We start from the raw sequence: 23,332 nt of genomic DNA on the forward strand, positions 1-23,332 counted from the left end.
GGCTGGGGGCCTCGGCCCCTGGCAGGCTTGTGCGGAATGGCCCCGTGGGCGACACTAGAGTCAGAAGAACGGCCGCGGGGATCAGGAAGCCGCGAGCCTCCCTCCATGACTCGGCGAGCCGGCGCGATCGAGTCACCTCACAAGGCCCGAGGGATGAGCGGGAGCGTCGCGGACGTAAGAGATCGCCATGACCGCGGAGTACATCGGATCGATCCTCAAGCTGGTCCTGATCGACCTGGTCCTCTCGGGCGACAACGCGGTCGTCATCGGCCTGGCCGCATCCCTGCTGCCGCCCGGCCACCGGGCTAAGGCGATGCTCTGGGGCTGCGGGCTGGCCATCGTGATGCGGATCTCGCTCACGCTGGTCGTCGCCGAGATCCTGCTGCTGCCGGGGCTGCGGATGATCGGCGGCCTGCTGCTGGCCTGGATCGCCGCCAAGCTCCTCCAGGAGGGGACCGACGTCGACGAGCACCCCGACGCCTCGCCGACCAGCCTGTTCAAGGCGATCGGCCGGATCGCCATGGCCGACTTCATCATGAGCCTGGACAACGTCCTGGCGATCGCCGGCGCCAGCGACTCCGACCCGCCCCGCGTGATGATCGGCCTGGTGCTCTCGATCTCGATGCTGCTGCTCCTGAGCGCCCTGATCATGGAGATCATGGCCCGCTATCGCTGGATCGCCTACGCCGGCGCGGCGGTCCTCGCCTGGACGGCCGCCGACATGATGGCCAAGGACCTCTCCCTGATGACCGGCGGCGACGGCCACGACGGCACCGGCGCGTTCCCCGAGTGGTCCGGCTGGGTGCTCCGGTTCGCGGTCGTCGGCCTCTGCCTCTCGGCCAACACCTGGAGGCCGAGGAAACCGTCGGAGGCCCTGATTTCGTCCGTGCTCCCCTCGCAGCCCCGGTCGACGTCGCCAGCACCGCAGGCCGCGGAGCCGCTCGGCGTCTCGACGGATTGACGGGCCGGGCCGGCTCAGAAATCCACGGACAGGTGCCAGCGGACGCCGGCCGCCTGCAGGCCGCTGAGGACCTCCTCGAACCCGCGCAGGTCTTCAAGGACGGCCTCCGGGTCGCGGACGGCGGACGGGTCGGCCCCGACCTGCCGGGACAGGCCGCGGACCGTCGCCAGGCCCTCGGCGGCCTCGAACCAGGCCTCCGCCGGGAAGCCCTCGGCGGGGGGATCTTGGCCGAGGTCCTCCATCATGGCGGCGGCCTCCTCGGGGTCCACGCTGAAGAACTCCATCAGCGGCCTGACCCCGGCCGCCTTCGCGACCCGATCCAGATTCGGCTCATGCGCCAGCGGCTTGCCGTTGACGTACGGGTTCAGGCCGGGGACGTCTCGCTCGGCGATGATGAAGAGTGCGGTGCTCATGTTGCGTTTCCTCAAGAGATCTCGAGAGCTGACGGGGAGGGCCGCCATGGCCCTCCCCGAGCGTTGTTGAGGCGTTCATTCCGGCAGGGACAGCGGCCTGCGGGGTGTCGACTTGACGACGTCCGACAGCTCGGTGATCTCCACGACCTGCCCCGCCGGCAGGTCGTGGAAGACCTGAGTTGTCCGGCTGACCGGCCAGTGGACCTCCAGCGCGGCGATCCGGTCCGCGGTCCCCAGGCCGATGGTCTGCTCCAGCGGATTGGCGCCGAAGCTGCTGCCCGAGGAGACCAGGAGATGGACCGTGAGGGGCTTCGGCCCCGCGGTGACGGCCTTGATCCGCGCCCCGATCGCCGCGCGGTTGGTCTTCGTGCCGTGCAGCCTGACCGTCAGGGATCGATTGGCCTGCCCCGGGTTCTGAAACAGGATATTATGATACTTATCTCCATTCACGGCACCTCCCGTCTGGATGAAGACATCGACGTCGCCGTCGCGATCCCAGTCCCCGCAGGCGACGCCGTGGCCCTTCTGGAGATGGCCGGTCCCCGAGGTCCCGGTGATCTCCGCGAAGCGCTCGCCGGCGACGTTCCGGAACATCCGGTTGGGGATCAGGGTTGCGAAGCTGGGATCTCCCGTCCCCAGGTAGAAGTCCGGGTAGCCGTCATTGTCGAAGTCGGCGAAGTTGCTGCCCATGCAGGCGTAGACGGCGTCGAGCCCGGCCTCGCGCGACCGATCCTCGAAGCCATGGCCCTGTCGGTTGCGGAAGAGCCTGCCGGACTCCCGGCCGTGGGGCTTCCCCTCGAGCCCTCGGACCACATCGCCGACCCCACGCTCGTATGACGTGGCGAAGAGATCGAGCCAGCCGTCATTGTCGTAGTCCCAGGCCCAGCAAGAGAAGCCGTATTTCGGGCCGTCGATCCCCATCTCCCCGGTGACGTCCTTGAACGTGCCGTCGCCGTTGTTGCGATAGAGGAGGGCCGTGCCTGCCAGGTTGTTGAGGAACAGGTCGGGGTGATCGTCGTTGTCGATGTCGATCCAGGTAGAGCCCTTGCCGGAGAAGGGCTTTCCGTCCCCGAAGGCAAGGCCGGCCTGCAGGCCGACCTCCTCGAAGGTGCCGTCCCGGCGATTGCGGTAGAGCCGGTTGGGCTGCCGTTCGCAGCAGATGAACAGGTCGATCCAGCCGTCGCCGTCGTAGTCTCCCCACGAAGCGGAGTTCGTATTCACCGGTTCGAGCAGCCCGGCGGCCTCGGTGACGTCCTCAAAGGTGCCGTCCCGCTTGTTGCGGAGCAGGCTCGGTCGAATCGGGCTGGAGAGCCAGGCGCCCCGGGCGACGAAGATGTCCATGAATCCATCGTTGTCGTAATCCGCCTGGACGCAGATCAGGCCGCCGAGCTGATCGGACACGCCGGCATCCTTCCCGCGTTCCTGGAAGGTTCCATCCCCCCGATTCCGGTAGATGGAGAGCGGCGCCGTGGGGTCGAAGCTGCTGACCGCCAGGTCGAGCAGCCCATCGTTGTCGAAGTCCTCCATGATCGCAGCTCCGGCCTGATTGAGCTTGTTCACACCGACCACCGCCCCCACGTCCCGGAACCGGCCGATATCGAACTCGGACTTCGTGAAGCGATCCAGGGAGATCAGGTATCGCGAATCGACGTGCTCGGGATAGGTCCCCAGGGTCATGTGAGCGACGTTCAGCAGCCAGCGAACCTCCTGGTCATCCGGGAAGAGTGCGAGGTACTCGGTGAAATGCCGGATCGCCGTCTCCGAGCCGGATGTCTTCCGATGGACGGCGGACTCGGCGATGGGCAGGATGCACGAGCTCTCGCCGCGGCAGTCGATGCAGTTCTCGTTCTCGCCCCGGCGCATCGCGGCGACGCCCTGGAAATAGATGATCGTGGCGAGCGCCTTCGACTTCAAGGTTTCGTCCCGCGAGGCGACCGTCCGGGCCTCCACCAGGTCCTCATAGGCACGTCCGGGCTCCCGCTCGCTCTGCATGATCATGGCGTGGACGAGGAGGCCCGAAATCTGGGCTCTCGCATCGCCGCGGATCCGGCCACCATCGATCTGCGACCTGGCCCGGGAGAGCATGGACGGTGCCACCTGCTTGGTGATCTCGGCGACCTGATCGAGCGTGGAGTACGCGGGCCATGACATCGCGCTCATCAGCGGGCTGAACCCGCTCGTGTCGACATTCTGGCGAGGCTCCGGCCTTGCACCGGCCGTACCCGGTCGGGAGTCGACCTCGGGACGGATCGCACTTCGGTACGCCCCGGTGCGGACGATCCGCGGTCGTTTGCTTGCCACGGCGGGGCTCAGGAACAGGGAGATCCCCCCCGCAATGCCGAGCATCAAGAGGATCGTGAACCCCATGATCCTGCCCACTTCGAGCCGGCTCCGGAACGGTGGTCGCATCTGCGTCATTGATCCCTCACATTTTCCGCGTTGTGTTCGTCGTGATCACCCCGCACCCGGCGAGACTCCCCGTCTTGCTGGGCGCGCACCGAGATCGCCCGCGGACGACGCGACGCATCCACACGATCCCAAGCGGCGAATCGTGGGCGCGCACTCGTCGCGGAACCGTCTACCGCGATGTGGTCTCGCCTGGATCAAGCCGGTGCGCGGCGCGCACCTTCACCACACGTCAACTCCCGGGGGACTCCGCCGCTGTGTCGACGGATTCCCGCACGCCAGGGCGAGCCGTAGAAGCATGGCGCAAACGCCCTGCCGGAGTCGGCCTCGGCCGATCAATGCGCAAGCGAGGACTCGCGCGGTCGTCGGACCGAGCCGGCTTCCACGGAGGCTGTTCCTCAGACGAGGCGAGGGGGACGATCGGGAGGGGATGACGAGTGCCGCGGCTGCGGCGCGGACGAGGATCCGACGCGGTCTGATGGAGCGTTGATCGTCAGCGTCGCGGCGAGGAGGCTGGAGCACCACGGCTCATTCCGGGGCTCTGCCGTCGGTGCCGGCGCCGACGGCGCTCCTTGCCCGCCCGAGCAATGCGGGCCGTCGCACGGCAATCGGCGGCGAGGCCACGGGACCGAGGGAGCATCCGACGCGGGCAGGAACGGGGCCAGGTGAGCCAGGTCGCCGACCATCGGCGGGGCCGTGTCGGAAGTCGCGCCGTGGCCGCATCCCGCCTGGACCGGCGCAGGCAGAGACCCAGCGGAGAGCAGGAGCAAGAAGCTCGCTCCGACGAGGACAGACCTCGCTCGACTGGGAGTGGTTACCATCGTGGCTCGCAGGCCTGGGCGGTCGGTTTGTCTCTGAAGGGACAATGGGTGAAATGCTAGTTGCCGCGGGCGTCGAATTCAAGGGCCCCGAAGCAATTCGGTCGATCTTCTCTCCTCAGCATGGCCACAGGATTGGAATCGTCAGCCCGTTGCCCTAAAGTCGGAGGCGTGCGGGCCTCGTCCCCGTGGGCCGGGACTTGCAGCCCGCGACGCGCGGATGCGCAGGCCGATTGAGGAGACATGATCATGACAACGCAGCAGCATACCGAGAACGATCCGTCCGCCACGCCTGGTGCGGACACCCGGAGATCCTTCCTGAAATCCGCGTCCGTCGCCTCGCTCCTGCCGGCGGTCGCGACGACCGCGAAGGGGGCGAATGTGTTCGAGCTGAGGCGGGAGGCGTCGGCCGAAGCCGCCCGGCCCGCCGGGCCGAACGACCGGGTGCGGATCGCGACGGTCGGCATGGGGATCATCGGGTTCATCGACACGACCTGCGCCCTCAAGGTGCCGGGGACGGAGCTCGTCGCCGTGGCCGACCTCTACGAGGGCCGGCGGGTCCATGCCCGCGAGGTCTTCGGCGACCACGTCAAGGCGTACGTCGACTACCGCGAGGTCCTCGCCCGGCCGGACGTGGACGCCGTGCTCCTCTGCGTCCCGGATCACTGGCACGCGAAGATGTCGATCGACGCGATGAAGGCGGGCAAGGCCGTCTACTGCGAGAAGCCGATGGTCCAGAAGATCGCGGAGGGGCACGAGGTCATCGCCGCGGAGAAGGAGACGAACGCCGTCTTCCAGGTCGGCAGCCAGTTCGCCAGCTCGCTCGTCTACGAGAAGGCCCGCGAGCTGATCGCCGCCGGCGCGATCGGCGCGATCAACTCGATCGAGGCCCGCTACAACCGGAATTCGCCGATGGGGGCCTGGCGGTACACGATCCCGCCGGACGCCTCGCCGGAGACCCTGGACTGGGACCGATTCCTGGGATCGGCCCCGAAGCGCCCCTTCGACGCCGAGCGGTTCTTCCGCTGGCGGAACTTCAGCGACTACGGCACCGCGGTCGCGGGCGACCTGTTCGTCCACCTGCTCACGGGCATCCACAAGGCGACGAGCTCGCTGGGCCCGAATCGGATCTTCGGCGTCGGCGGCCAGCGCTACTGGAAGGACGGTCGGGACGTCTATGACCTGATCATGGCCCTGCTCGACTACCCGGAGACGAAGGAGCACCCGGCCTTCACCCTGGCCCTCCAGTGCAACTTCGAGGACGGCGGCGGCGACGGCACCCTGTTCCGGTTCGTCGGCAGCGACGGCGTCCTGAGCGTCAACTTCACCGAGCTGACCCTGAATCAGACCGGCATCGTCGACCCCAGCCGCGAGGCCGTCCTCAAGGGCTACAACTCGGTCGTCACCTTCTCGAACGCCGTGCAGGAGCAACTGGCGCAGACCCTCAAGGTTGATCCGCCGTTCGTCCCCCGCAAGGCGAGCGGCACGTCGTTCCCGGCGAAATTCAGGGTCCCGGCGGGCTACGACGAGCGGTACGACCACTTCGTCAACTTCTTCGCATCCGTCCGCGAGAAGAAGCCCGTCTACGAGAATGCCACCTTCGGCCTTCGCGCCGCCGCCCCCGCCCTGCTCTGCAACGAGAGCCAGGCCACCGGAGCGGTCAAGGGATGGGATCCGGCGACGCTGAAGGTGACGGGGTGAGGATCGCGTGCCCCGACGCCCCCGGAACGAGACTGGATTCCCATCAGGAAAAGGATAAGATATAGGAAATAAAGCAGTGTTTTTTCGTGATGAGGCTCGTTTTCCTGAGCAGGCAAACCATGGATTTCAGGAAAACGCCATTCGAGGCTGAGATCATCGACCTGCTCCGAAAGGGGCAGGTCGAGCTTCCACCGCTCCGCTTCAGCATGGAGCCACACACGCAATTGCGAGACGCCAACCAGCCCGACGGGTTTGCCCAGACGGAATGGAAGGGACGGCGTCATCGGTTTGTGGTCGAGGTGAAGAGGCTCTGGACCCCGAAGGCGATTTCGGAAGGGATCGCGCAGGCCCTTCGGTATGCCAGGCCGCCGGAATTTCACCCGCTGCTCGTGGTCCCTTATCTTTCGGAGGAAGGGCTCGCGGAGCTGGAATCGGCCGGCGTGAGTGGCGTCGACCTCTGCGGTAATGGCGTCGTCATGGTCCCGGGCGAACTGCTCGTGCAGCGCACCGGGCGGGCGAATCGGTTTCGGTCCGAGTCCGAGATCAAGAATGTCTTCCGCGGCAATAGCTCGCTGGTATCGCGGGCCCTGCTGATCGTCCCGGAATTCCGATCGGTTCAGCACGCGGCCGACTTCATCCGCGAGCGGGGCGGCAGCATCTCCTTGCCGACGGTGTCGAAGGTATGCAAGAACCTTGAGTCGCACCTTGTGCTCGAACGGACCCGGTCGGCGAGCGGGCCGGAGCGGAGGCTGCGGCTCCTTCAACCGGACCGCCTTCTGGACCTGCTCGTGCAGAATTTCACACTCCCAGTCGTGTCGCGGATCGTGCGAGGCAAGGCGAGGCGACCATTAGGCGAGATCCACGAGCGTCTGGCGGCGATGAAGCCCTCGGTCGCACGCGTCGTCCGGACCGGATTTGGTTCCTTGCACTCCTATGCCGTCATGGCCGCGGAGCCCGAGCAGCCGTTCTACACGACGAACCTCGATGAGACGCTCGCGGCGCTCGGCGACGCGTTCGCACCTGCCGAGCGATTCGCGGACCTCGCATTCCACGAGACCGACGACCTCACCGTGTACTTCGACCCCAGGCCGGGCCTCGTGGCCTCGCCCGTGCAGGCCTATCTCGAGCTGGCGACCGGGGACAAGCGGTCCCGGGAGACGGCCGGACAGGTGCGTCGTGCCATCCTCGAACCCCTCCTTACTGCGATGATCTCCGATCGATGACCGGGCCCTTGATCGCGAGCCTGATCGACCTCCTCCGCGAGCTCGATGTCCAGGGCGTCCCGCTCATCGTGGGCGGCGGGTTCGGCCTCTACCTGAAGCGCATGCACGTCGACCGGATCGGCCTTCGGATCCTCTTCCCGTCGCTCCCCCCGGTACGCTCCACGAACGACCTCGACGTCTTCCTCCGGGCGGACATCCTCGCGGATCTCGACCGGGCACGAGGGGTTGCTGACGCGATCCGGCGCCTGGGATTTCTGCCCGTGGAAGCGGCCAAGTTCTTGCAATGGAGAAGGCCCGTCACGATCGCGGGGACGACGCAAGACGTGAAGATCGACGTCCTGGTCGGGCCCCTCGGGCCCTACCGCAATCTCTTGAAAGTGAGCCGTCCCAGGGTGAGGCCGCGGGGGGCGATCGAGTTTCATGCCCACACCGTCGAGGAGGCCCTCCACCTTGAGGACCGGCCGGTAGAGGTTGCCGTCGAGGGAGAGGCTTCTGATGGCACTCTCTATCGAAGTGTCGTCCTGGTGCCCGAGGCGTTTCCTTACCTGATGATGAAGCTCCACGCATTCGGTGATCGGAAAGAGGACGCGGACAAGGATCTCGGTCGCCATCACGCGCTGGACGTGTACACGATCGTGGGAATGATGACCGAGCTCGAGTACGACCGTGCGAGGGCGCTGGCGATCGAGAATCGAGGGGATCCCCACGTCAAGCGAGCCGGCGACATCGTCTCGGAGGACTTCACGAACCCCGCGGCGATTGGCATCCTAAGGCTGAGAGAGCACCCTCTCTTCCAGTCCAGTCCTCTGATGACCGAACTGTCGAGCATCCTGGCCGAGATTTTCGTCCCCTGATCGATTCGACTGGTGAGGTCATTCCCGTTGAAGGTCGCGGGGACGTCATCCCCCTCCAGGACAACACAAACGACGACGTTTGCGACCCTGTTCTCGGATCGTGCCCGAAGTCCCTTCGGAATCTTGAAGTAGATGGCCGCATCAGCCGTCTCTTCACCAATAGACAGCCTCACGGGAAACGGTCGGGTGGTTCATGGCGGAGACGGCGAAAGGAGCGGCCCTGAAGCGGCTGGAGGCGATCTTCGATCGCGGGGCGACCGGCGACCTGACCGACGGGGAGCTGCTCGGGCGGTTCGCCTCGGGGCGGGACGAAGGGGCGTTCGCGGCGATCGTGGACCGGCACGGGCCGATGGTCCTGCGGGTCTGCCGCGGGGTGCTCGGCGACCGGCACGAGGCCCAGGATGCGGCCCAGGCGGCGTTCCTCGTCCTGGCGAGGCGGGCCGGCTCGATCGAGCGGAGTAACTCGGCGGCGGGCTGGCTCTATCGCGTCGCCCGGCGGATCGCCGTGCGCTCGCGGGTCGTCTCGGCCCGGCGGCGCGAGGTCGAGTCGCTGGCGGGGGAGGAGAGGCCGACGTTCGAGGCGGATCACTCGCATGACGTCCCGGCCGCCGAGCTCCACGAGGAGCTCGACCGGCCGCCGGAGCGGTATCGGGTCCCGCTGGTGCTCTGCTACCTCGAGGGGCTGACCCACGAGCAGGCGGCGAGCCGGCTCGGCTGCCCGCCGCGGACGGTCGAGACCCGCCTGGCCCGAGGCAAGGCCCGGCTCCGGGAGAAACTCCTGCGGCGGGGCGTGGTCCCGTCGGCGGCCCTCGGCGCGGCCTCGCTCGCCGCGACCGCCGAGGCACCGGCCGCCTGGCTCGAGTCCACCATCCGCGCCGGTTGCGCGTACTCGAATGGACGGTCCGCCGCGGCCGGGGTGGCCTCGGCCGCCGCCCTGTCCCTTGCGGAAGGAGCGTTGAAGGTCATGAACGTGAAGAAGAGCCTGATCGCCGCGGCGGCCTCCCTGATCCTGGGCGGATTCGCCCTCGGTGGCGGCCTCCGCCCCGCGGCCCCGGACCCGACACCGACGCCGACGCCGACACCGGCCCCTACACCGACACCGGATCCGGCACCATCCCCGTCGCAGGCGGCCGCTCCCAGCCCCACGCCGGCGACCTCGAAGGCGAAGTCGGATCGCAAGGAAGCCGGCCGCGAGTTGGCCCTCGACGACGGCAAGATGGCGGGCAAGAGGAGCATCGCGGGCGGCGGCCACGCGGTCCGCTTCGAGGCCCCGGGCGACGACTGGACCTTGACCTCGGTCCGGATCCACGGCGCCCGCTACGGCTATCCCCGCGCCCCTCGCGAGAATTTCGCGGTCTTCCTCTGCGACGAGAAGTTCCGGAAGATCGCCGAGTTCGAGTTCCCCTACTCGAAGTTCGAGCGCGGGGATTCCCGCTGGCTGACCCTCGAGGTCAAGCCGACGAAGGTCCCCCGCACGTTCGTCGTGGGGGTCGATTTCGACCCGACCGCGACCAAGGGGGTCTATGTCAGCCACGACGCCGCGGCCGGCAAGGGCTCCTTCGTCGGCCTGCCCGGCGAGGAGTTCCGCCCCTTCGAACAGGGAGACTGGATGATCCGGGTCAAGGTCGAGCCCGGCAAGTAATGCGGGGCGGGCACACGGCTCATCGCTCGGCCGAGGGCGTCCCGGCACGCGTCAGCGCCGAGACGCCCCGGCGGAACCGATCGAGGCGGATGCGGGCGAGGGTGTCTTCGGGGTTGATCCGGACGCCCTCCTCGTAATCCCTGAGGGCCTCGTCGAGACGGCCCTCGAGCTCGTTGCACTGGCCTTCGAGCTTGAACGTGGTCCCCCGATACCATCGATCGAGCTGCCCGCGGAACGCGTCGCCAGCGCCGACGAGATACGCATCGATCGGCTCGCGAGCCGTGCGGACCAGGTTCAGGTTCTCGGCCCACGATTGCCTGCGGCGGAGGGTCCGCGGGGCGAGGAACTCGAGCCGAGGGTGGTCGTCCGTGCTCAGCATGCCCCGCGCCGCCAGCTCGGCCACGCCGCGATCCCCGACCAGGAAGGAGTCCAGGAGCTGGATCGTCGACCCGATCGATACCTCGAGCAGATCGCGGGCGACGGGGGGAGCGGCCAGGCGGAGGGCCAGGCGATCGGGGTCGATGGCGATCGGGTCCGTCGAGGCGAGGAGGATCGTGTTCTCGTGCGGCTCGAGGTTGGGATACCAGACCTGGACGTGGGGGAAGGCCGCCTGGAGGCTCCGGAGGATCCCCCGGACGTCGTCGGGCGACATGCCGTAGAGCGGGAGCCACGTCGAGAGGATCCCCCCGGGCCGAAGCCGCCTCGCGCAGTTGCGGAAGTAGTCGTAGCCGTAGAGTGCGGCATTCCCGCGGAACCGGGGATGGGTCGAATCCGAGAGGATCAGGTCGTAGGTACGATCGGTGACGGCGACATGGCTCCGCGCGTCGGCGATGGTCAGCCTGACGCGCGGGTCCTTCAGGACGCCGTGGTTGATGTCGGCGAACCACTGCGAGGCGACCCTGGGGACGTCCGGGGTCAGCTCCACGATCTCGATGGAGAGCACCTCCGGATGGAGGCTCACCGCGTAGCAGGTCCCGCCCGAGCCAAACCCGATCTGGAGCGCCGCGCGGGGCGATGGGTGGAGGCAGACCGGGAGGTGTCCCTGGAGCTTCTGGGTGGCGCGGAGCACGCCGTTGGTCCCGGCCACGTTCACGCCGTTCACCGAGATGATCCGATCGCCCGTGGGGAGCTGGTGCGCCGTGACCGCGGCGTCGGAGCCCTCCACGAGGGCCAGCAGCTTGCCGGGCTCGCGGCGGGCATAGACGCCCTCTAGCGACAGGAATTCGTTCGGCAGCCAGCAGGCCACGACCAGGGCCGCGAGGGCCGCCGGGAGCAGCGAGCCGGGCCGTGCGGAGCGATCGCGCCAGGCCTGCAGCGTCAGGAGCCCGAGCGTGCCCTGGGCGACGGCCAGCGCGGCGACGGCCTGCTGCGTGCCGATCGACGGGATCAGCCAGGCCGTCGCCGCGACGGCGCCGGCGATCGCGCCCAGGGTGTTCACCCCATAAAGCCGGCCCGTCCGCCGGCCGACGGCGTCGGCGCCCACGTAGAGCCCGGCCGCGATCGAGAAGCTCGCCCCCAGGAAGAACGCGGAGGGGGCGAAGACCAGCAGGCTGAGCCCCAGGTGGAGCGGGATCTGCCCCCCCCAGAACGTCATCGACTCGACGAACGCCAGGGCGTTGATCGGCCCCCAGAGGACCACCAGCATCGGGATCGAGAGCAGCGCGGCCGAGGCCGCCAGCGTCTGGGCCGCGCCGAGCCATCGCCAGCCTCGCGACCGCCCCCCCCCGAGCCTGGCACCGGCCGCGGCCCCGACGGCGTGGCCGATCAGGTACGCGGTCAGCATGAGCGTGAACGCATACGTCGTGTCGTCGGTCACGGCCGCCTGGAAGGCGCGCGTCCAGAGCACCTCGTAGGCCAGGCCGCAGAAGCCGGAGACGGCCGCGATCGCGAGCGCCAGCCGGTCGTCGCGACGGCCGGCGGGTGCGTCGGCGCCCGCGATCGGCGCCGATCGGTCGGGAGAGGAGGCCGGCATCGCCCCCCGCTCGAGGCGGGAACGGCGATCCCAGCGCAGCGAGACCGCCCCGGCGGCGATGTCGATGAGCGCCGCCGCCGCGTTGGTCTCGGCCACGCCCAGCCAGAAGATCAGCAGGCATCCGGTGGCGAGGCATCCGGCGACGGCCCCGGCGGTGTTCGCCGCGTAGAGCCGGCCGGCGAGACGCCCGGGGCCCTCGGTCGCGGCGGCGGCCCCGCGGGCCACCGACCGCGCCAGGATCGGCAGCGTGCCGCCCATCATCAGCGTCGGCGGCGCGAGGGCGAGCACCGCCACCAGGGCCCGGGCCGCGGTCGAGGCCGCCGGCGCGTCCCCGATCCACGGGGCGGCCCTCGCCAGCAGCATGCCCAGCGCCGGGAAGATCAGCGGGACCGCCAGGGCATAGAGCCCGATCAGCAGCTCGAGGATCCCGAAGAGCCGGAGGGGACGGGCGATCCCCTGGACCCGCCTGCCCCAGAAGATCGCCCCCAGGCCGAGCCCCCCCAGGTAGGCGACCAGCACCGCCATGACCGACCAGGTGGTCGCCCCGAGCAGGCCGCCGAGCATCCGGGTCCAGACCACCTCGAACATCAACCCCGATGCGCCCGTGGCGGTGAAGAGGAGCAGGACCGCCGCGACCGACGGGATCGCCGCCGCGCGCGTCGGCCGGAGGAGGTCCGGAGTGGCGGTCTCTTTCATGGGGGATACCCCGTCAGGATTCGGCCGGAGGAGGTCCGGAGTGGCGGTCTCTTTCATGGGGGAGCCCCCGCAAGGATAATGACGCGTGAAAGGATAGCATGGGACCGGGCGGGAAGGGAGCCGATGTGGAGATTGCGATGAGGCCATTCGCCACCACGACTCTCCTCTGCGTCGCCCTGACCGTCGTCCGGCCCCTGGTCCCCGCCCCCGCCCAGGTGGTCAATCCCGCGATCTGGGGCGAGGTCATCATGCCCCAGCCCTTCGACTCGCGTCCCTTCCGCGAGGTCCGCGTCCCGGCCTGGCTCGAGGACGTCACCGGCTGCGGCTACACGCTCTCCGGGATGGACTCGAAGGGGAGGGAGAAGGCCGCGTCGCTGGGGGTCGGGATCAGCGAGATCGGGTTCGTCGATCCCTTCTACGCGTATTACGACAGCAAGCTCCTGAAGCGGCGGAGCCCTCACGTGCCGCCCGATCGGCTCGGCCGCGACATCGCCGAGTACAAGCGGCTGGGCGTCCGGATCCTGGGCGTCTATCCGCCGTGCCTCCAGGGCGAGGTCTACGAGCTTCACCCGGAGTGGCGGCGGATCGCGGAGAAGGACGGACCGATCCCCCAAGTGGACCTGGGGAAATACCCACACGGTGGGATGCTCTGCCTGCTGGGTCCCTACGGCGATTTCTTCATCGACGTCCTGGCCGAGATCCTCGCGACCTTCCCGGACGTGGACGCCTTCAGCTTCGATGGCCTGCACTACGCGGGGGTCTGCTACTGCGGGAATTGCCGGGCGGCGTTCCGCAAGGACACCGGCGGCGAGATCCCCAAGGTGGACATGAACGATCCCGCCTTCCGCCGCTATCAGCACTGGGCGGACCGGCGGATGGAGGGCCTGATCGTCCGCATGCAGACGCGGCTGAAGGGGATCAAGCCGGGCGTCGCGCTCGTCACCTGGACGACCAACGCGGGCCGGTTCGGCCACTTCCTGAGCATCCCGCGCAACATGCCCGCGCGGATGAACCTGCTGCTGGACGCACCCGACCAGGAGTTCTGGCTCGACGAGACGAACCGGGGCGCGACGATCCTCCCCGCGCTGGCGAACGCCACGATCTGGGCGATGACGAATCACCGCGTGGCGTTCAGCGAACCCTACCTCATGTCACACGGCAACCCCTACGGCAAGGACAGCTTCCCGCCGCACGAGGTCCTCCGCCGGATGCTGCTGGCGGTGACCTACGGCGCCTCGCCGAGCATCGCCGTGGCCCAGCCGGAGAACCTCCGAGGGGCCGTGGAGGCGGGACTCCTCGAGGTCAAGAGGCGCAAGCCCTGGCTCGGCCACAAGCGGCCGGAGCCCTGGGCCGCGATCGCCCTCGGCGACAACACGCGGAACTTCTACGGCCGGGATCCCGGCAAGGTGGAGGAACGATACCTCGCCCACGTGCTGGGTGCCTTCCGCGCGGCCGTCGAGGAGCACCTGCCCGCCACGATCGTCAACGACTGGGACCTGAACGCGCGAGACCTCGCGCGGTACAGGGTCCTGGTCCTCCCCAACACCGCCTGCCTGGACGCCGCCCAGGCCGCCGGGATCGACGCGTTCGTCCGCGCGGGGGGCGGGCTCGTCGCCAGCCTGGACACTTCGCTCTTCGACGAGTTCGGCGACCCTCGCGAGGGCTTCGCGCTCGGCCCGGCCCTGGGCGTTGCGCATCGCGGCCCGCCCGAATTCGGCGGAGCGGCGGCGCGTCCGGCAGAGCTTGACGTCAACTTCGCGAAGTCGATCGGGCCGGACTACTGGGAAAAGCGCAGGAATGTGTTCGACTACCGCCAGGAGCCGGGATCGTTCCTGGATCGCGGACCGGGCGGCTACGTCGGCCGGGAGCCGGTCGTGTTCAAGGGCCCGGCCGTGCGGGTGGCGACGACGGGCGAGGGCAGGACCGTCCTCGGGACCTTGCAACCGAGGCCCGGCGACGGCCCGTCCGCCCCCGACGCCGCGATCCCGGCAGTCGTCGCCCGGCGACACGGCAAGGGGAAGGTGGTGTACCTCGCGGCCGGCTTCGACGCGGCCTACTACCTCTACGGCTACCCCTATCACCGGCTCCTGCTGGCGGATGCGATCCGGTGGGCGGCCTCGGCGCCGCCGCCCGTCGCGGTGGAGGCGCCGATGTGCGTCCATGCCAACCTGATGAGGCAGGATAAGGCCGGCCAACGGCTGATCCTCCACCTCTACAGCGACCTCAACACGACCGCCTTCCACGCCCTGCCCGACCAGGACGTCCCGCTCCGCGAGGAGGCCGTCCCCATCCACGACATCCGCGTCACCTTCGAATCCGCCTACGCGCTGCGGCGGGTCCACCTCGAGCCCGAAGGGATCGAGCTCGCCGTCGAGCGGACCGCCGCGGGGAGCCGTGTCGTGGTGCCCCGGCTCGAGGTCCATTCGATGGTCGTGGGCGAGCTGGATCCGCATCCGGGGCCGTGAGCGGCGGAAACCGCCGGCAAGGGGCGGGACTTCGGGCGCATGATTCGATACAATCCGAGGTTCCGGCGCCTGTGGGTCAGGCGCCCGCGGGCCGGCCGGCGGACCGCCGGGGGCCGCTTCATTGCAGACAGAAAGGATGTTCGATGAAGGTTTTGGTTTGCGTCGCGCTGGCGACGGGCCTCATGGCCACCTCCGCCATGGCCCAGGATCCGGCCGCGCCGGTCCAGCTCAAGAGCCTGAAGGAGAAGGCGAGCTACGGCTACGGCTTCATGATGGGCCAGAACATGAAGAAGCAGGGGGTCGACCTGGACCCCGTGCTGCTCGCCCGGGGGTTGGCCGATGCCTTCGGCGGCAATGAGGCGCTCCTGAAGGAGCCCGAGATCCAGGCCAGCATCCAGGAGTTCGCCCGCCAGGTCCAGGCCAAGCAGGCGAGCATGGCCGGCAAGGCCGCGGAGTCCAACAAGGCGGAGGGCGTGAAGTTCCTGGCCGAGAACAAGAAGAAGCCGGGCGTCACCACCACGGCGAGCGGCCTCCAGTACAAGGTCATCAAGCAGGGGACCGGCCCCAAGCCCAAGGCCAGCGACACGGTCACGGTCCATTACGAGGGCAAGCTCCTCGACGGCACCGTCTTCGACAGCTCGATCAAGCGCGGAGAGCCGATCGAATTCCCGCTCAGCGGCGTCATCAAGGGGTGGACCGAGGGCGTCCAGCTCATGCCGGTGGGCTCCACCTACCAGTTCTTCATCCCCAGCGAGCTCGCCTACGGCGAGAGCCCCCGGCCCGGCGGCCCCATCCCCCCCAACGCCGTCCTCACCTTCGAGGTCCAGCTCATCAAGATCGGCGAATAACACCCTCTGCGAGAGAGTCGAGAGTAGGAACGGGAGGGAGGGGAGAGCAGAGCACGAGAAGGGCTCCCACCTTTCCGTCTTTCGGCTCTCTACTCCCTCGTTTCTACCCTCTCCCCGGAGGCGTCGCCGCCCTCGGCGTCGGGGAGGTTCAGCTCCTTGATGCGGCGATAGAGGCGGGGGCGGGAGATGCCCAGCAGCTCCGCGGCGCGGGACTTGTTCTGCCGGGCGCTGGCCAGCGCGGACTCGATCAGCCGGCGTTCGATCTCGGCGAGGAGCTCGTCGAGCGGCTGGGGTTGGCGGGGGGCGGCCGGCGGCAGGTAGGCGCCGGCGAGGTGGCCGCGGACCGCGGCCGGCAGGTCGGCGAGGTCGATCAGGGGGAGGCTCCCGTCCCGTTCCGGCGAGCCGCCGTCGGCGGGGCTCGGATCGCGATCGGTTCCCTGGTCGTGGACCTCGCCCCGGCTCCGATCCCGATACGTCCGCTCCGCCGCGACGACCACCCGGTCGAGCTCGCGGAGATTGCCCGGCCAGTCGTACGCCTGGATGGCCGCCATCGCCGGGCCGGTGAGGCCCGAGGCGCGGCCGCCGGTCCGGCGGTTGGCCCGCTCGAGGAAATGCTGGGCCAGCAGCGGCAGGTCGTGCGGTCGTTCGCGGAGCGGCGGCAGCCGGAGGACCAGGACGCTGATCGCGCAGTGGAGATCGGCCCGGACGACGTCGCGCCGGGCGGCCTCCTCGATGTCGCCGGCCGTGACGGCGATCACGCGGACGCGGACGTGGGAAGGGCCGCGTCCGTTCTGCCGGCTCGCGTCCCGGCCGTGGCCGTTCCGGTCGATCACGGCGGCGAGGCGGGCCTGCACGTCGCGCGGCATGGCCCGGATGTCGCCGATCAGGAGGGTGGATCCGTCCGGCAGCGCAAGCCGGGGGCGTGCCGACGCGGGATCGCAATCATCGGCGTCGTCGGGGGGGGCGAAGAGCTCGCGGTCGAGCGCGTCCGCCGGCAGGGCCTCGCAGTCGATCGGCACGAGCGGGCGATCCCTGCCGGCGCCGAGGCCGTGGATGACCCGGGCGACCAGCCGCTTGCCCGTGCCCGGCTCGCCGACGATCAGGACCGGGACGTCCGTGGCGGCGGCCACCCGGACCTGCCTCAGGAGCCGATCATGCCACGGCCCGGAGCCGATCAGGGCGTCCATGCCATGGTCGCGGTAGAGCCGTTCTCGCAGGCCCATCAGGCGGACGCGGTGCGAGTGGGCACGCGACTCCGGGACGCTCGCCGTCTCGTCGGCGGGCCGGAGCTGGCCGAGCAGCCCGAGCACCGCGCCCTGAGGGTCGCGGAAGGGCCAGAACTCGACCCGTCGCCAGGAGAGCTCCCCGTCGGCGGTGGGGACCAGCGCCGTGGTCCCGGCCGGCTCGCCGGCGAGGGCCTCCGGCGGTGGCGAATGGCTGGCCGCCAGGTCGACCGAGTCGCCTCCGCGGTCGGGCCCGTGGGCGCCGCAGGTCTGACCCGCCAGCGACTCCGCCGACTGCCCCGTCAAGGCTTCCCAGGCCCGGTTGGCCCAGACGATCCGCAGCGCGGGATCGATCCAGAACATCGGCTCCCGTGCCTGCTGCCAGAGTTGTTCGGGACGAAATGCGTTGACGCGTGTGGCCGCCATGAGACCGGGTGCATCCTGGTTGCCGGGAGAAGCCCAGGGCCGCCGGGGCGTCCACGACCTCGCCACGCCTCGCCGCCCTCGCTCAACATCGCTCGCGCCGCGAGCCAAGGCAAGCAAAAAGCCGAAAACCCGAGATCGTCAGGTGGCGCCCGGGCGCCCCGCCCCGGACCGCACATGGCCCCGGGGCCGCATCGACCGTGCTGCCGTGCTGCTGCGGGAGGGCTGGCTCACCTTGACGTATCTCGAGGATGAGCCGAAGATGCGGCTCTCTCGATGAAGGAATTCACCCAAGGAGGGGTCGGATGCGATCGTTACTTGCCCCGGCGCTCGCCCTGGCGACTCTCGGCCTGCTGGTCCCAAAGGCCGAGGCGGACAAGATCTCGGTGTCCGTCCTACCGAACGTCAACACGACGACATCGAATGGCGAGCAGTCCAGCATCGGCTCGATCTGGGGCACCAAGGCCTATGATTCGACCTTGAACGTGTCTGCCGACGGGTCGGCTTCCCTCAACATACCCATCGTCGGCTACATGGGTTCGAACGGGTCCGGCGCCACGGACGATATAAAGTACCCCATCTCCGCCAGCTTCTCCGCGCTGATCGGGACCCTCACGCCCGGGTCCTCGGATGAATATCGGGGGCCGGGGATCTTGATCCAGGGCTCCGCGACGGGGACCATCGAGGGTCCGGGCTACGGCGGCACTTACTGGCGATGGTCCGGCGGATATAGCGGCACGGCCACGTCCGTGAGCCTGGACTGGGCCGGCTCTCAGGACGTCTCACTGCTGCCTGCCGTCCTGCAAGACGCCCTCAAGCATCCGGACCACGTCCATTATTCTGTGTACGTGAGCGGCGGGTCGGCAAACTACCTCACGCTCAACGTGAACTTCGACGCCCCCTCGTCGAGCGAGGTGCCCGAACCGGGCGCGCTGGTGACGGTGGTCGCCGGGCTGGGCATGCTGATCGGGAAGCGCCACCGAGCCGCGGCCTCGCGACGCCCTTGACGATCAAGGCCGGGGCCGTCACCCCTCGCGGAAGAGGCTCCAGGACCAGACGACCTGGCCGAGGATGAGGTCGTCGGACTCGGTGTCGAGGTCCCGCGGGACCAGAGGGAACTCGCGGGACTGCGAATTGGGCCGGAGGATGATGTGCCGGCCGCTGACCTCCAGCCAGCGAATCACCGGCTCGCCCTCCACGCGGGCCGCCACGATCCGGCCGTGGAGCTGGCGAGGATCGGTGACCGACGTGTCGATGGCCGCGACCGAGCCGTGCGGCAGGATCGGGCTCATGGCGTCATCCCGCAACCGCATGCCGACCGTCTGCGAGGGATTGGGGATCCAGCGCCGGAAGGCCATCACCTGCCCCTCGGCCCGTGACGGGTCGTACGCGCGGCCGGCGATCTGCTCGGGGGGGAAGACGGTCACGGCGGCGAAGTCCGGGGAATCCTCGCCGTGAGGGCCGCTCGGCCTGCCGAGGAGGACACCGTCGGACGGGGTCCGCTCCAGTTGCTCCAGCCCACGACGGATCAGCTCCAGCGGGGTCAGGCTCGCGAACGAGGATTCCCGCTCGGCGAGCCGATACCTCGGGCCTTCGCCGGAGATCAGGTACATGGGGTTCACGCCGGTCTGCTCGATGAAGCTGAGCAGCACCTCGGCCGGCACCGTGACCCCGGTCTCATAGTTGTACCAGGTCCGCGCCGGGAGGCCCAGGCGGCGGGCCAGCTCCGGGCCGCCATGCTCCCCGAAGATCTCCTGGCGGATCTCCCGGAGTCGACGGGAGAGCGATGCTTTGAGATGGACGCGGACTTTCGGTGTCTTCTTGCGAGCCACGGCGCTCGATCCCGCAAGCGGGAACCTCCGGGGAGGGCCAGGAAAGCCATGGGGACGAATCGGTGGAGCCGCGCCGAGAGCTCGCCTTACTAACCCGTCCCCGAGCGAGACCGCGAATCAAGGCCTCAACCGGAGCGGGTGTCGACCTCGACATGCCTCCGCCACGCCGGATCAAGCTAGCATAAACTCGTGATGAAGTCACGCCGAGGGGGTAATGGTGCCGAAAACCGACAACTACGTACGTTTGCGACGACATCGCGTGGCAAACGTGATGGCTCGCGGGCACGCGGAGCGGGGAATCCTCGGCCGAAGGCGTGGGAGTGGCCGGAGCCGGCCACCCGCCGGGGCGTGAGCAGATCAGAAATAGCCGAGCTCGTCGCGGGCCTCGTCGCTCATGCGCTCGGGCGACCATGGGGGAGACATGACGAGGCGGACGTTGGCCTTCGAGACCCCTTCCACCTTCTCCACCGCGGCGACCGCGTTGCGGAGCATCTCCGGCCCGACGGGGCATGCCGGCGACGTGAGGGTCATCTCGACGTCCACCTCGTCATCGCGGGTCTGGATCGAGTAGACCAGCCCGAGATCGACGACGTTGACGTTCAGCTCCGGGTCCTTGACGGTCTTGAGGGCGGTAACGATCGCTTCCTGGTCGGCGGCCATGAGAGCTCCTTGGGGGGATCCGAGGCGAGGGTTCGGCGTCAATCGTCGATCTCGACGAGCACGTCGTCGCCCCGGATCTCAACCCGATGGGACGGGACGGGCTCGATGGCGGGCAGGCAGAGGGCCCGGCCGTCGCGGACGTCGAAGCGGGCGCCGTGACGCGGGCAGCGGATCTCGCAGCCGAGGAGATCTCCCTCGGCGAGCGGGCCGCCGTCGTGGGTGCAGACGTCGTCGATCGCGTAAAAGTCATCGCCGATCCGAAACACGGCGATCGCCCGGCCATCGACCTCGGCGAGCAGCTTCCCGCCGGCGGGGATGTCCCCTCGGACGGCGACCTTGACGGGCCCTGGCATGAACGGATGTCTCCAAGAGATACGAGTCGGCGGGACGGGCCGGGTTCAGGGAAGATCGGAGAGAGGCCCGTTCCCCGGCGGCGGGCCTCCGGCGGCCTGGGGCTGGGCCTGGCCCATGGCGGCGCGGGTGACTTCGGCCTTGATCCGCCGGAGCACCCCGGCGAGGCCCCGGACGCGGAGCATGCCCAGGACCTCCTGGAGCCCGCACTGATTCACCAGGTCGTTCGGGACCTCGAGGATCTCCTCCACGGTCGAGCCGTTGAGGCCCTCGAGGAGGAGCGAGACGAAGCCGCGGACCGTGGGGGCCTCGATGGGGGCGTCGGCGTAGAGGGCCGCGCGGTCGCCGACCATCTCCACGAAGAGATAGACCGGCGACTGGCATTCCTCGACCCGGTGGGAGGCGTCCTTGTGGGCCGCCAGCCGCTCGGGGAGGGCGGGGAGGTTCCTGGCGAAGTCGATGAGCAGGTCGATCCGCTCCTGGCGATCGGACTCGCTCAGCTCCGCGACGATCGCGTCGAGTGCGGCCGGCATGTCGTCCTCAGCAGCTACGGTCGGGGTCGGGTCTCTTTCTGGTTGCGGGCCGGGCCCGGCTCAGGCGCCCGTGGCGACCGGCACGCGGACGAGGTTGCCCCATTCGGTCCACGAACCATCATAGTTGCGGACGTGGGGGTAGCCCAGGAGGTAGGTGAGGACGAACCAGGTCAGGCTCGATCGCTCGCCGATCCGGCAGTAGGCGATGACGTCGTCGGTCGGCTTGAGGCCGATCTCCTGTTCGAAGATCGCCCTCAGCTCCTCGACCGACTTGAACGTGCCGTCCTCGTTGACGGCCCGCGACCAGGGGACGTTCTTCGCCCCCGGGATGTGCCCGCCGCGGAGCGAGCCCTCCTGGGGATAGTCCTCCATGTGGAGCATCTCGCCGGTGAATTCCTTGGGGCTGCGGACGTCGATGAGCGGCCGCTTCGCCTTCAGGTGCGCCAGGACCTCGTCGCGGAAGGCGCGGATCTGGGCCTCCCGGTCGCCGGATACGTGGTACTTGGTGGGCGAGTACTCGGAGATCTCCGTCGACGTGGGCCGCTTCTGGTCCATCCAGAGCTTGCGGCCGCCGTTCATGACCTTGCAGCGGTCGTGGCCGAAGAGGGTGAACGCCCAGAAGGCATAGCAGGCCCACCAGTTGGACTTGTCGCCATAGAAGACCACCGTGGTGTCCGGCGCGATCCCGTTCCGCGAGCAGAGGGCGGCGAACTTCTCGGGGTTGATGTAGTCGCGGACCACCTGGTCCTGGAGGTCCCCCTGCCAGTCGATCCGGACGGCGCCGGGGACGTGGCCGAGGTCGTACAGGAGGATGTCCTCGTCGCTCTCGACGACGCGGACGTGGGGATCGTCCAGGTGAGCCTGGACCCAATCGGCCGAGACGAGCGCCTCGGGATGAGCGTACGGTTCTGCCATGGGTTTCTCCTTGATCGATCTTGGACCTGCCGGGCTCAGTCGGCGATGCCCAGCTTGGCGGCGACGGCCTGGCGGAGGGTCTCGCGGACCGGCTCCAGGGTGATCCGGTCGTAGACGTTGGCGAAGAAGCCCTCGACGATGAGCCGGATGGACTCGTCGCGAGGGATGCCGCGGGCCTGTGAGTAGAAGATCATCTCCTCGTCCACGCGACCGGCGGTGGCGCCGTGGGTGCAGCGGACGTCGTTGGCCTCGATCTCCAGGCCGGGGATCGAGTCGGCGCGGGCGGCGTCGGAGAGGATGAGGTTGTCATCCTTCTGGTAGGCGTCGGTCTTCTGGGCATCCTTCTCGACGCGGATCATGCCCCTCCAGACGACGCGGGAGCGGCCCTTGAGCCCCCCCTTGTAGAGGAGATCACTGGTCGTGTTGGGGGCGATGTGGTCCTGGCGGGTGAAATACGCCAGGTGCTGGCGGCCGGCGGTGAACATGACGCCGTTGACCTGGGCGTCCGCCCCCTGGCCGGCGAGGGCCACCTCCTGGTTGACCTTGGCGAGCCGCGAGCCGACGGCCCCGACGGTCCACTGGATCGAGGCGTCGCGGCCGAGGACGGCACGCTCCCGGCTGAGATGCCAGGTGGAGTCGTCCCAGTTCTGGATGTTCACCAGCCGGAACCGCGAGCCCGCGGCCTGGACGACCTCGAGCGCACCGATGTGGAGGCCCTGCGCCTCGCCCCGGCGGTCGGAGGCCGTCTCGCGGACGAGGGTGGCCTCCGCCCCTTCTTCCAGGACGACCAGCGTATGGCCCAGGTCCAGGTTCCCCGCGCCGGCCATGCCGGCGACGCTGAAGAGCGGGCCCTCGACCTTGACCCCCTTCGGGACGTACAGGAGGGTGCCGCCGGACCAGTAGGCGCCGTGGAGCGCGGCGAAGATGTCGTCGGAGGGCTTCACCGCCGACGTCATGAAGTGCCGCTCGAGGATCTCGGGGCACTCCCTGACGGCGCGATCCATGTCCAGGAAGACGGCGCCGCCGAGCTTGCCGGCCTCGGCCTGGCGGACGGCCCGGCCGTTGACGTGGAGGATCCCGGTGGCGTAGTGGGCGCCCAGGCGATCCCAGAGGTGATCGAGGGCCGGGGCGGCCTCATCTCCGGGGGTCGCCGCGGGGGAGAACTGGTCGAGCTTGAGGCCGCGGATGTCGGTCCGCCGCCACTCCTCGTCGCGGGAGCCCGGCCAGGCGAAGGCCCGGAAGCGGGCGAAGGATTCGCGGCGGCGGTCGACGAGCCAGGCGGGCTCATCCCGCCGCTCCAGGAACGCTTCGAAGGCGGACTCGGTGAACCCGCCCGGGGTCGTGGTGCTCACGGATGCGCTGCTCATGGTGGATTCGATTCGGGGGACTTATCGGG

The 23,332-nt window shown here is 69.1% G+C and carries 18 protein-coding genes; 8 read left to right on the top strand and 10 right to left on the bottom strand.

Annotated features, from left to right (window positions below):
• Positions 1-187: 187 nt before the first annotated feature.
• Positions 188-961: a TerC family protein gene (locus G6O54_RS17370; RefSeq protein WP_165226930.1), complete on the top strand. Its 774-nt coding sequence runs from the start codon at positions 188-190 to the stop codon at positions 959-961.
• Positions 962-975: 14 nt separating this feature from the next.
• On the opposite strand, the gene G6O54_RS17375 is transcribed toward G6O54_RS17370, so the two are convergent.
• A complete protein-coding gene (locus G6O54_RS17375; RefSeq protein ID WP_165226931.1) occupies positions 976-1,374 on the bottom strand; it encodes a hypothetical protein in 399 nt (132 codons plus the stop codon).
• 75 nt (positions 1,375-1,449) lie between these two features.
• Entirely contained in the window at positions 1,450-3,783 is a 2,334-nt protein-coding gene (locus G6O54_RS17380) for a CRTAC1 family protein (protein WP_165226932.1), read from the bottom strand.
• Between the two features lie 1,064 nt (positions 3,784-4,847).
• Between G6O54_RS17380 and G6O54_RS17385 the strand changes: the two genes are divergently transcribed.
• The 4 genes from G6O54_RS17385 to G6O54_RS17400 all read left to right on the top strand — a co-directional run bounded on the left by G6O54_RS17385 (position 4,848) and on the right by G6O54_RS17400 (position 10,018).
• Complete coding sequence (locus G6O54_RS17385; protein ID WP_165226933.1) at positions 4,848-6,299, top strand: Gfo/Idh/MocA family protein; 1,452 nt, start codon at positions 4,848-4,850, stop codon at positions 6,297-6,299.
• Positions 6,300-6,418: 119 nt separating this feature from the next.
• Positions 6,419-7,522, top strand: coding sequence for a hypothetical protein (locus G6O54_RS17390; RefSeq protein WP_165226934.1), 1,104 nt, complete (start codon positions 6,419-6,421; stop codon positions 7,520-7,522).
• On the top strand, positions 7,519-8,376 hold the full coding sequence (locus G6O54_RS17395) for a hypothetical protein (protein ID WP_165226935.1): 858 nt from the start codon (positions 7,519-7,521) through the stop codon (positions 8,374-8,376). Before G6O54_RS17390 ends, G6O54_RS17395 begins: the two co-directional genes overlap by 4 nt.
• A gap of 193 nt (positions 8,377-8,569) precedes the next feature.
• Positions 8,570-10,018 carry an RNA polymerase sigma factor gene (locus tag G6O54_RS17400; RefSeq protein ID WP_165226936.1) on the top strand — a complete coding sequence of 483 codons (1,449 nt, stop codon included), beginning with the start codon at positions 8,570-8,572 and terminating at the stop codon, positions 10,016-10,018.
• Between the two features lie 19 nt (positions 10,019-10,037).
• Here G6O54_RS17400 and G6O54_RS17405 read toward each other — a convergent pair whose 3' ends face one another.
• Positions 10,038-12,686 carry a fused MFS/spermidine synthase gene (locus G6O54_RS17405; RefSeq protein ID WP_165226937.1) on the bottom strand — a complete coding sequence of 883 codons (2,649 nt, stop codon included), beginning with the start codon at positions 12,684-12,686 and terminating at the stop codon, positions 10,038-10,040.
• A 137-nt stretch (positions 12,687-12,823) separates the two neighbouring features.
• On the opposite strand from G6O54_RS17405, the gene G6O54_RS17410 reads away from it, so the two are divergent.
• Together G6O54_RS17410 and bamJ are read left to right on the top strand one after the other, a co-directional pair.
• Positions 12,824-15,151 carry an alpha-amylase family protein gene (locus G6O54_RS17410; RefSeq protein WP_205678872.1) on the top strand — a complete coding sequence of 776 codons (2,328 nt, stop codon included), beginning with the start codon at positions 12,824-12,826 and terminating at the stop codon, positions 15,149-15,151.
• Positions 15,152-15,294: 143 nt separating this feature from the next.
• Complete coding sequence (gene bamJ, locus G6O54_RS17415; protein ID WP_165226938.1) at positions 15,295-15,999, top strand: BamJ family beta-barrel-assembly machinery protein; 705 nt, start codon at positions 15,295-15,297, stop codon at positions 15,997-15,999.
• Between the two features lie 89 nt (positions 16,000-16,088).
• Here bamJ and G6O54_RS17420 read toward each other — a convergent pair whose 3' ends face one another.
• The gene (locus tag G6O54_RS17420) at positions 16,089-17,648 is read right to left on the bottom strand and encodes a sigma 54-interacting transcriptional regulator (RefSeq protein ID WP_165226939.1); all 1,560 of its coding nucleotides are present in this window, start codon (positions 17,646-17,648) and stop codon (positions 16,089-16,091) included.
• Positions 17,649-17,950: 302 nt separating this feature from the next.
• Between G6O54_RS17420 and G6O54_RS17425 the strand changes: the two genes are divergently transcribed.
• Entirely contained in the window at positions 17,951-18,652 is a 702-nt protein-coding gene (locus G6O54_RS17425) for a hypothetical protein (protein WP_165226940.1), read from the top strand.
• A gap of 18 nt (positions 18,653-18,670) precedes the next feature.
• On the opposite strand, the gene G6O54_RS17430 is transcribed toward G6O54_RS17425, so the two are convergent.
• From G6O54_RS17430 to sufD, 6 genes are all read right to left on the bottom strand, one after another.
• Complete coding sequence (locus G6O54_RS17430; protein ID WP_165226941.1) at positions 18,671-19,477, bottom strand: helix-turn-helix domain-containing protein; 807 nt, start codon at positions 19,475-19,477, stop codon at positions 18,671-18,673.
• 357 nt (positions 19,478-19,834) lie between these two features.
• A complete protein-coding gene (locus G6O54_RS17435) occupies positions 19,835-20,137 on the bottom strand; it encodes a metal-sulfur cluster assembly factor (protein WP_165226942.1) in 303 nt (100 codons plus the stop codon).
• Between the two features lie 38 nt (positions 20,138-20,175).
• A complete protein-coding gene (locus G6O54_RS17440; protein WP_165226943.1) occupies positions 20,176-20,490 on the bottom strand; it encodes a non-heme iron oxygenase ferredoxin subunit in 315 nt (104 codons plus the stop codon).
• A 45-nt stretch (positions 20,491-20,535) separates the two neighbouring features.
• Positions 20,536-21,021: a SufE family protein gene (locus G6O54_RS17445; RefSeq protein ID WP_165226944.1), complete on the bottom strand. Its 486-nt coding sequence runs from the start codon at positions 21,019-21,021 to the stop codon at positions 20,536-20,538.
• Between the two features lie 60 nt (positions 21,022-21,081).
• On the bottom strand, positions 21,082-21,936 hold the full coding sequence (locus tag G6O54_RS17450) for a sulfurtransferase (RefSeq protein ID WP_165226945.1): 855 nt from the start codon (positions 21,934-21,936) through the stop codon (positions 21,082-21,084).
• Positions 21,937-21,971: 35 nt separating this feature from the next.
• A complete protein-coding gene (gene sufD / locus G6O54_RS17455; protein WP_165226946.1) occupies positions 21,972-23,303 on the bottom strand; it encodes a Fe-S cluster assembly protein SufD in 1,332 nt (443 codons plus the stop codon).
• Positions 23,304-23,332 lie beyond the last annotated feature (29 nt).

It is taken from the genome of Aquisphaera insulae, from assembly GCF_011064615.1.
GTDB classification, from domain to species: domain Bacteria; phylum Planctomycetota; class Planctomycetia; order Isosphaerales; family Isosphaeraceae; genus Aquisphaera; species Aquisphaera insulae.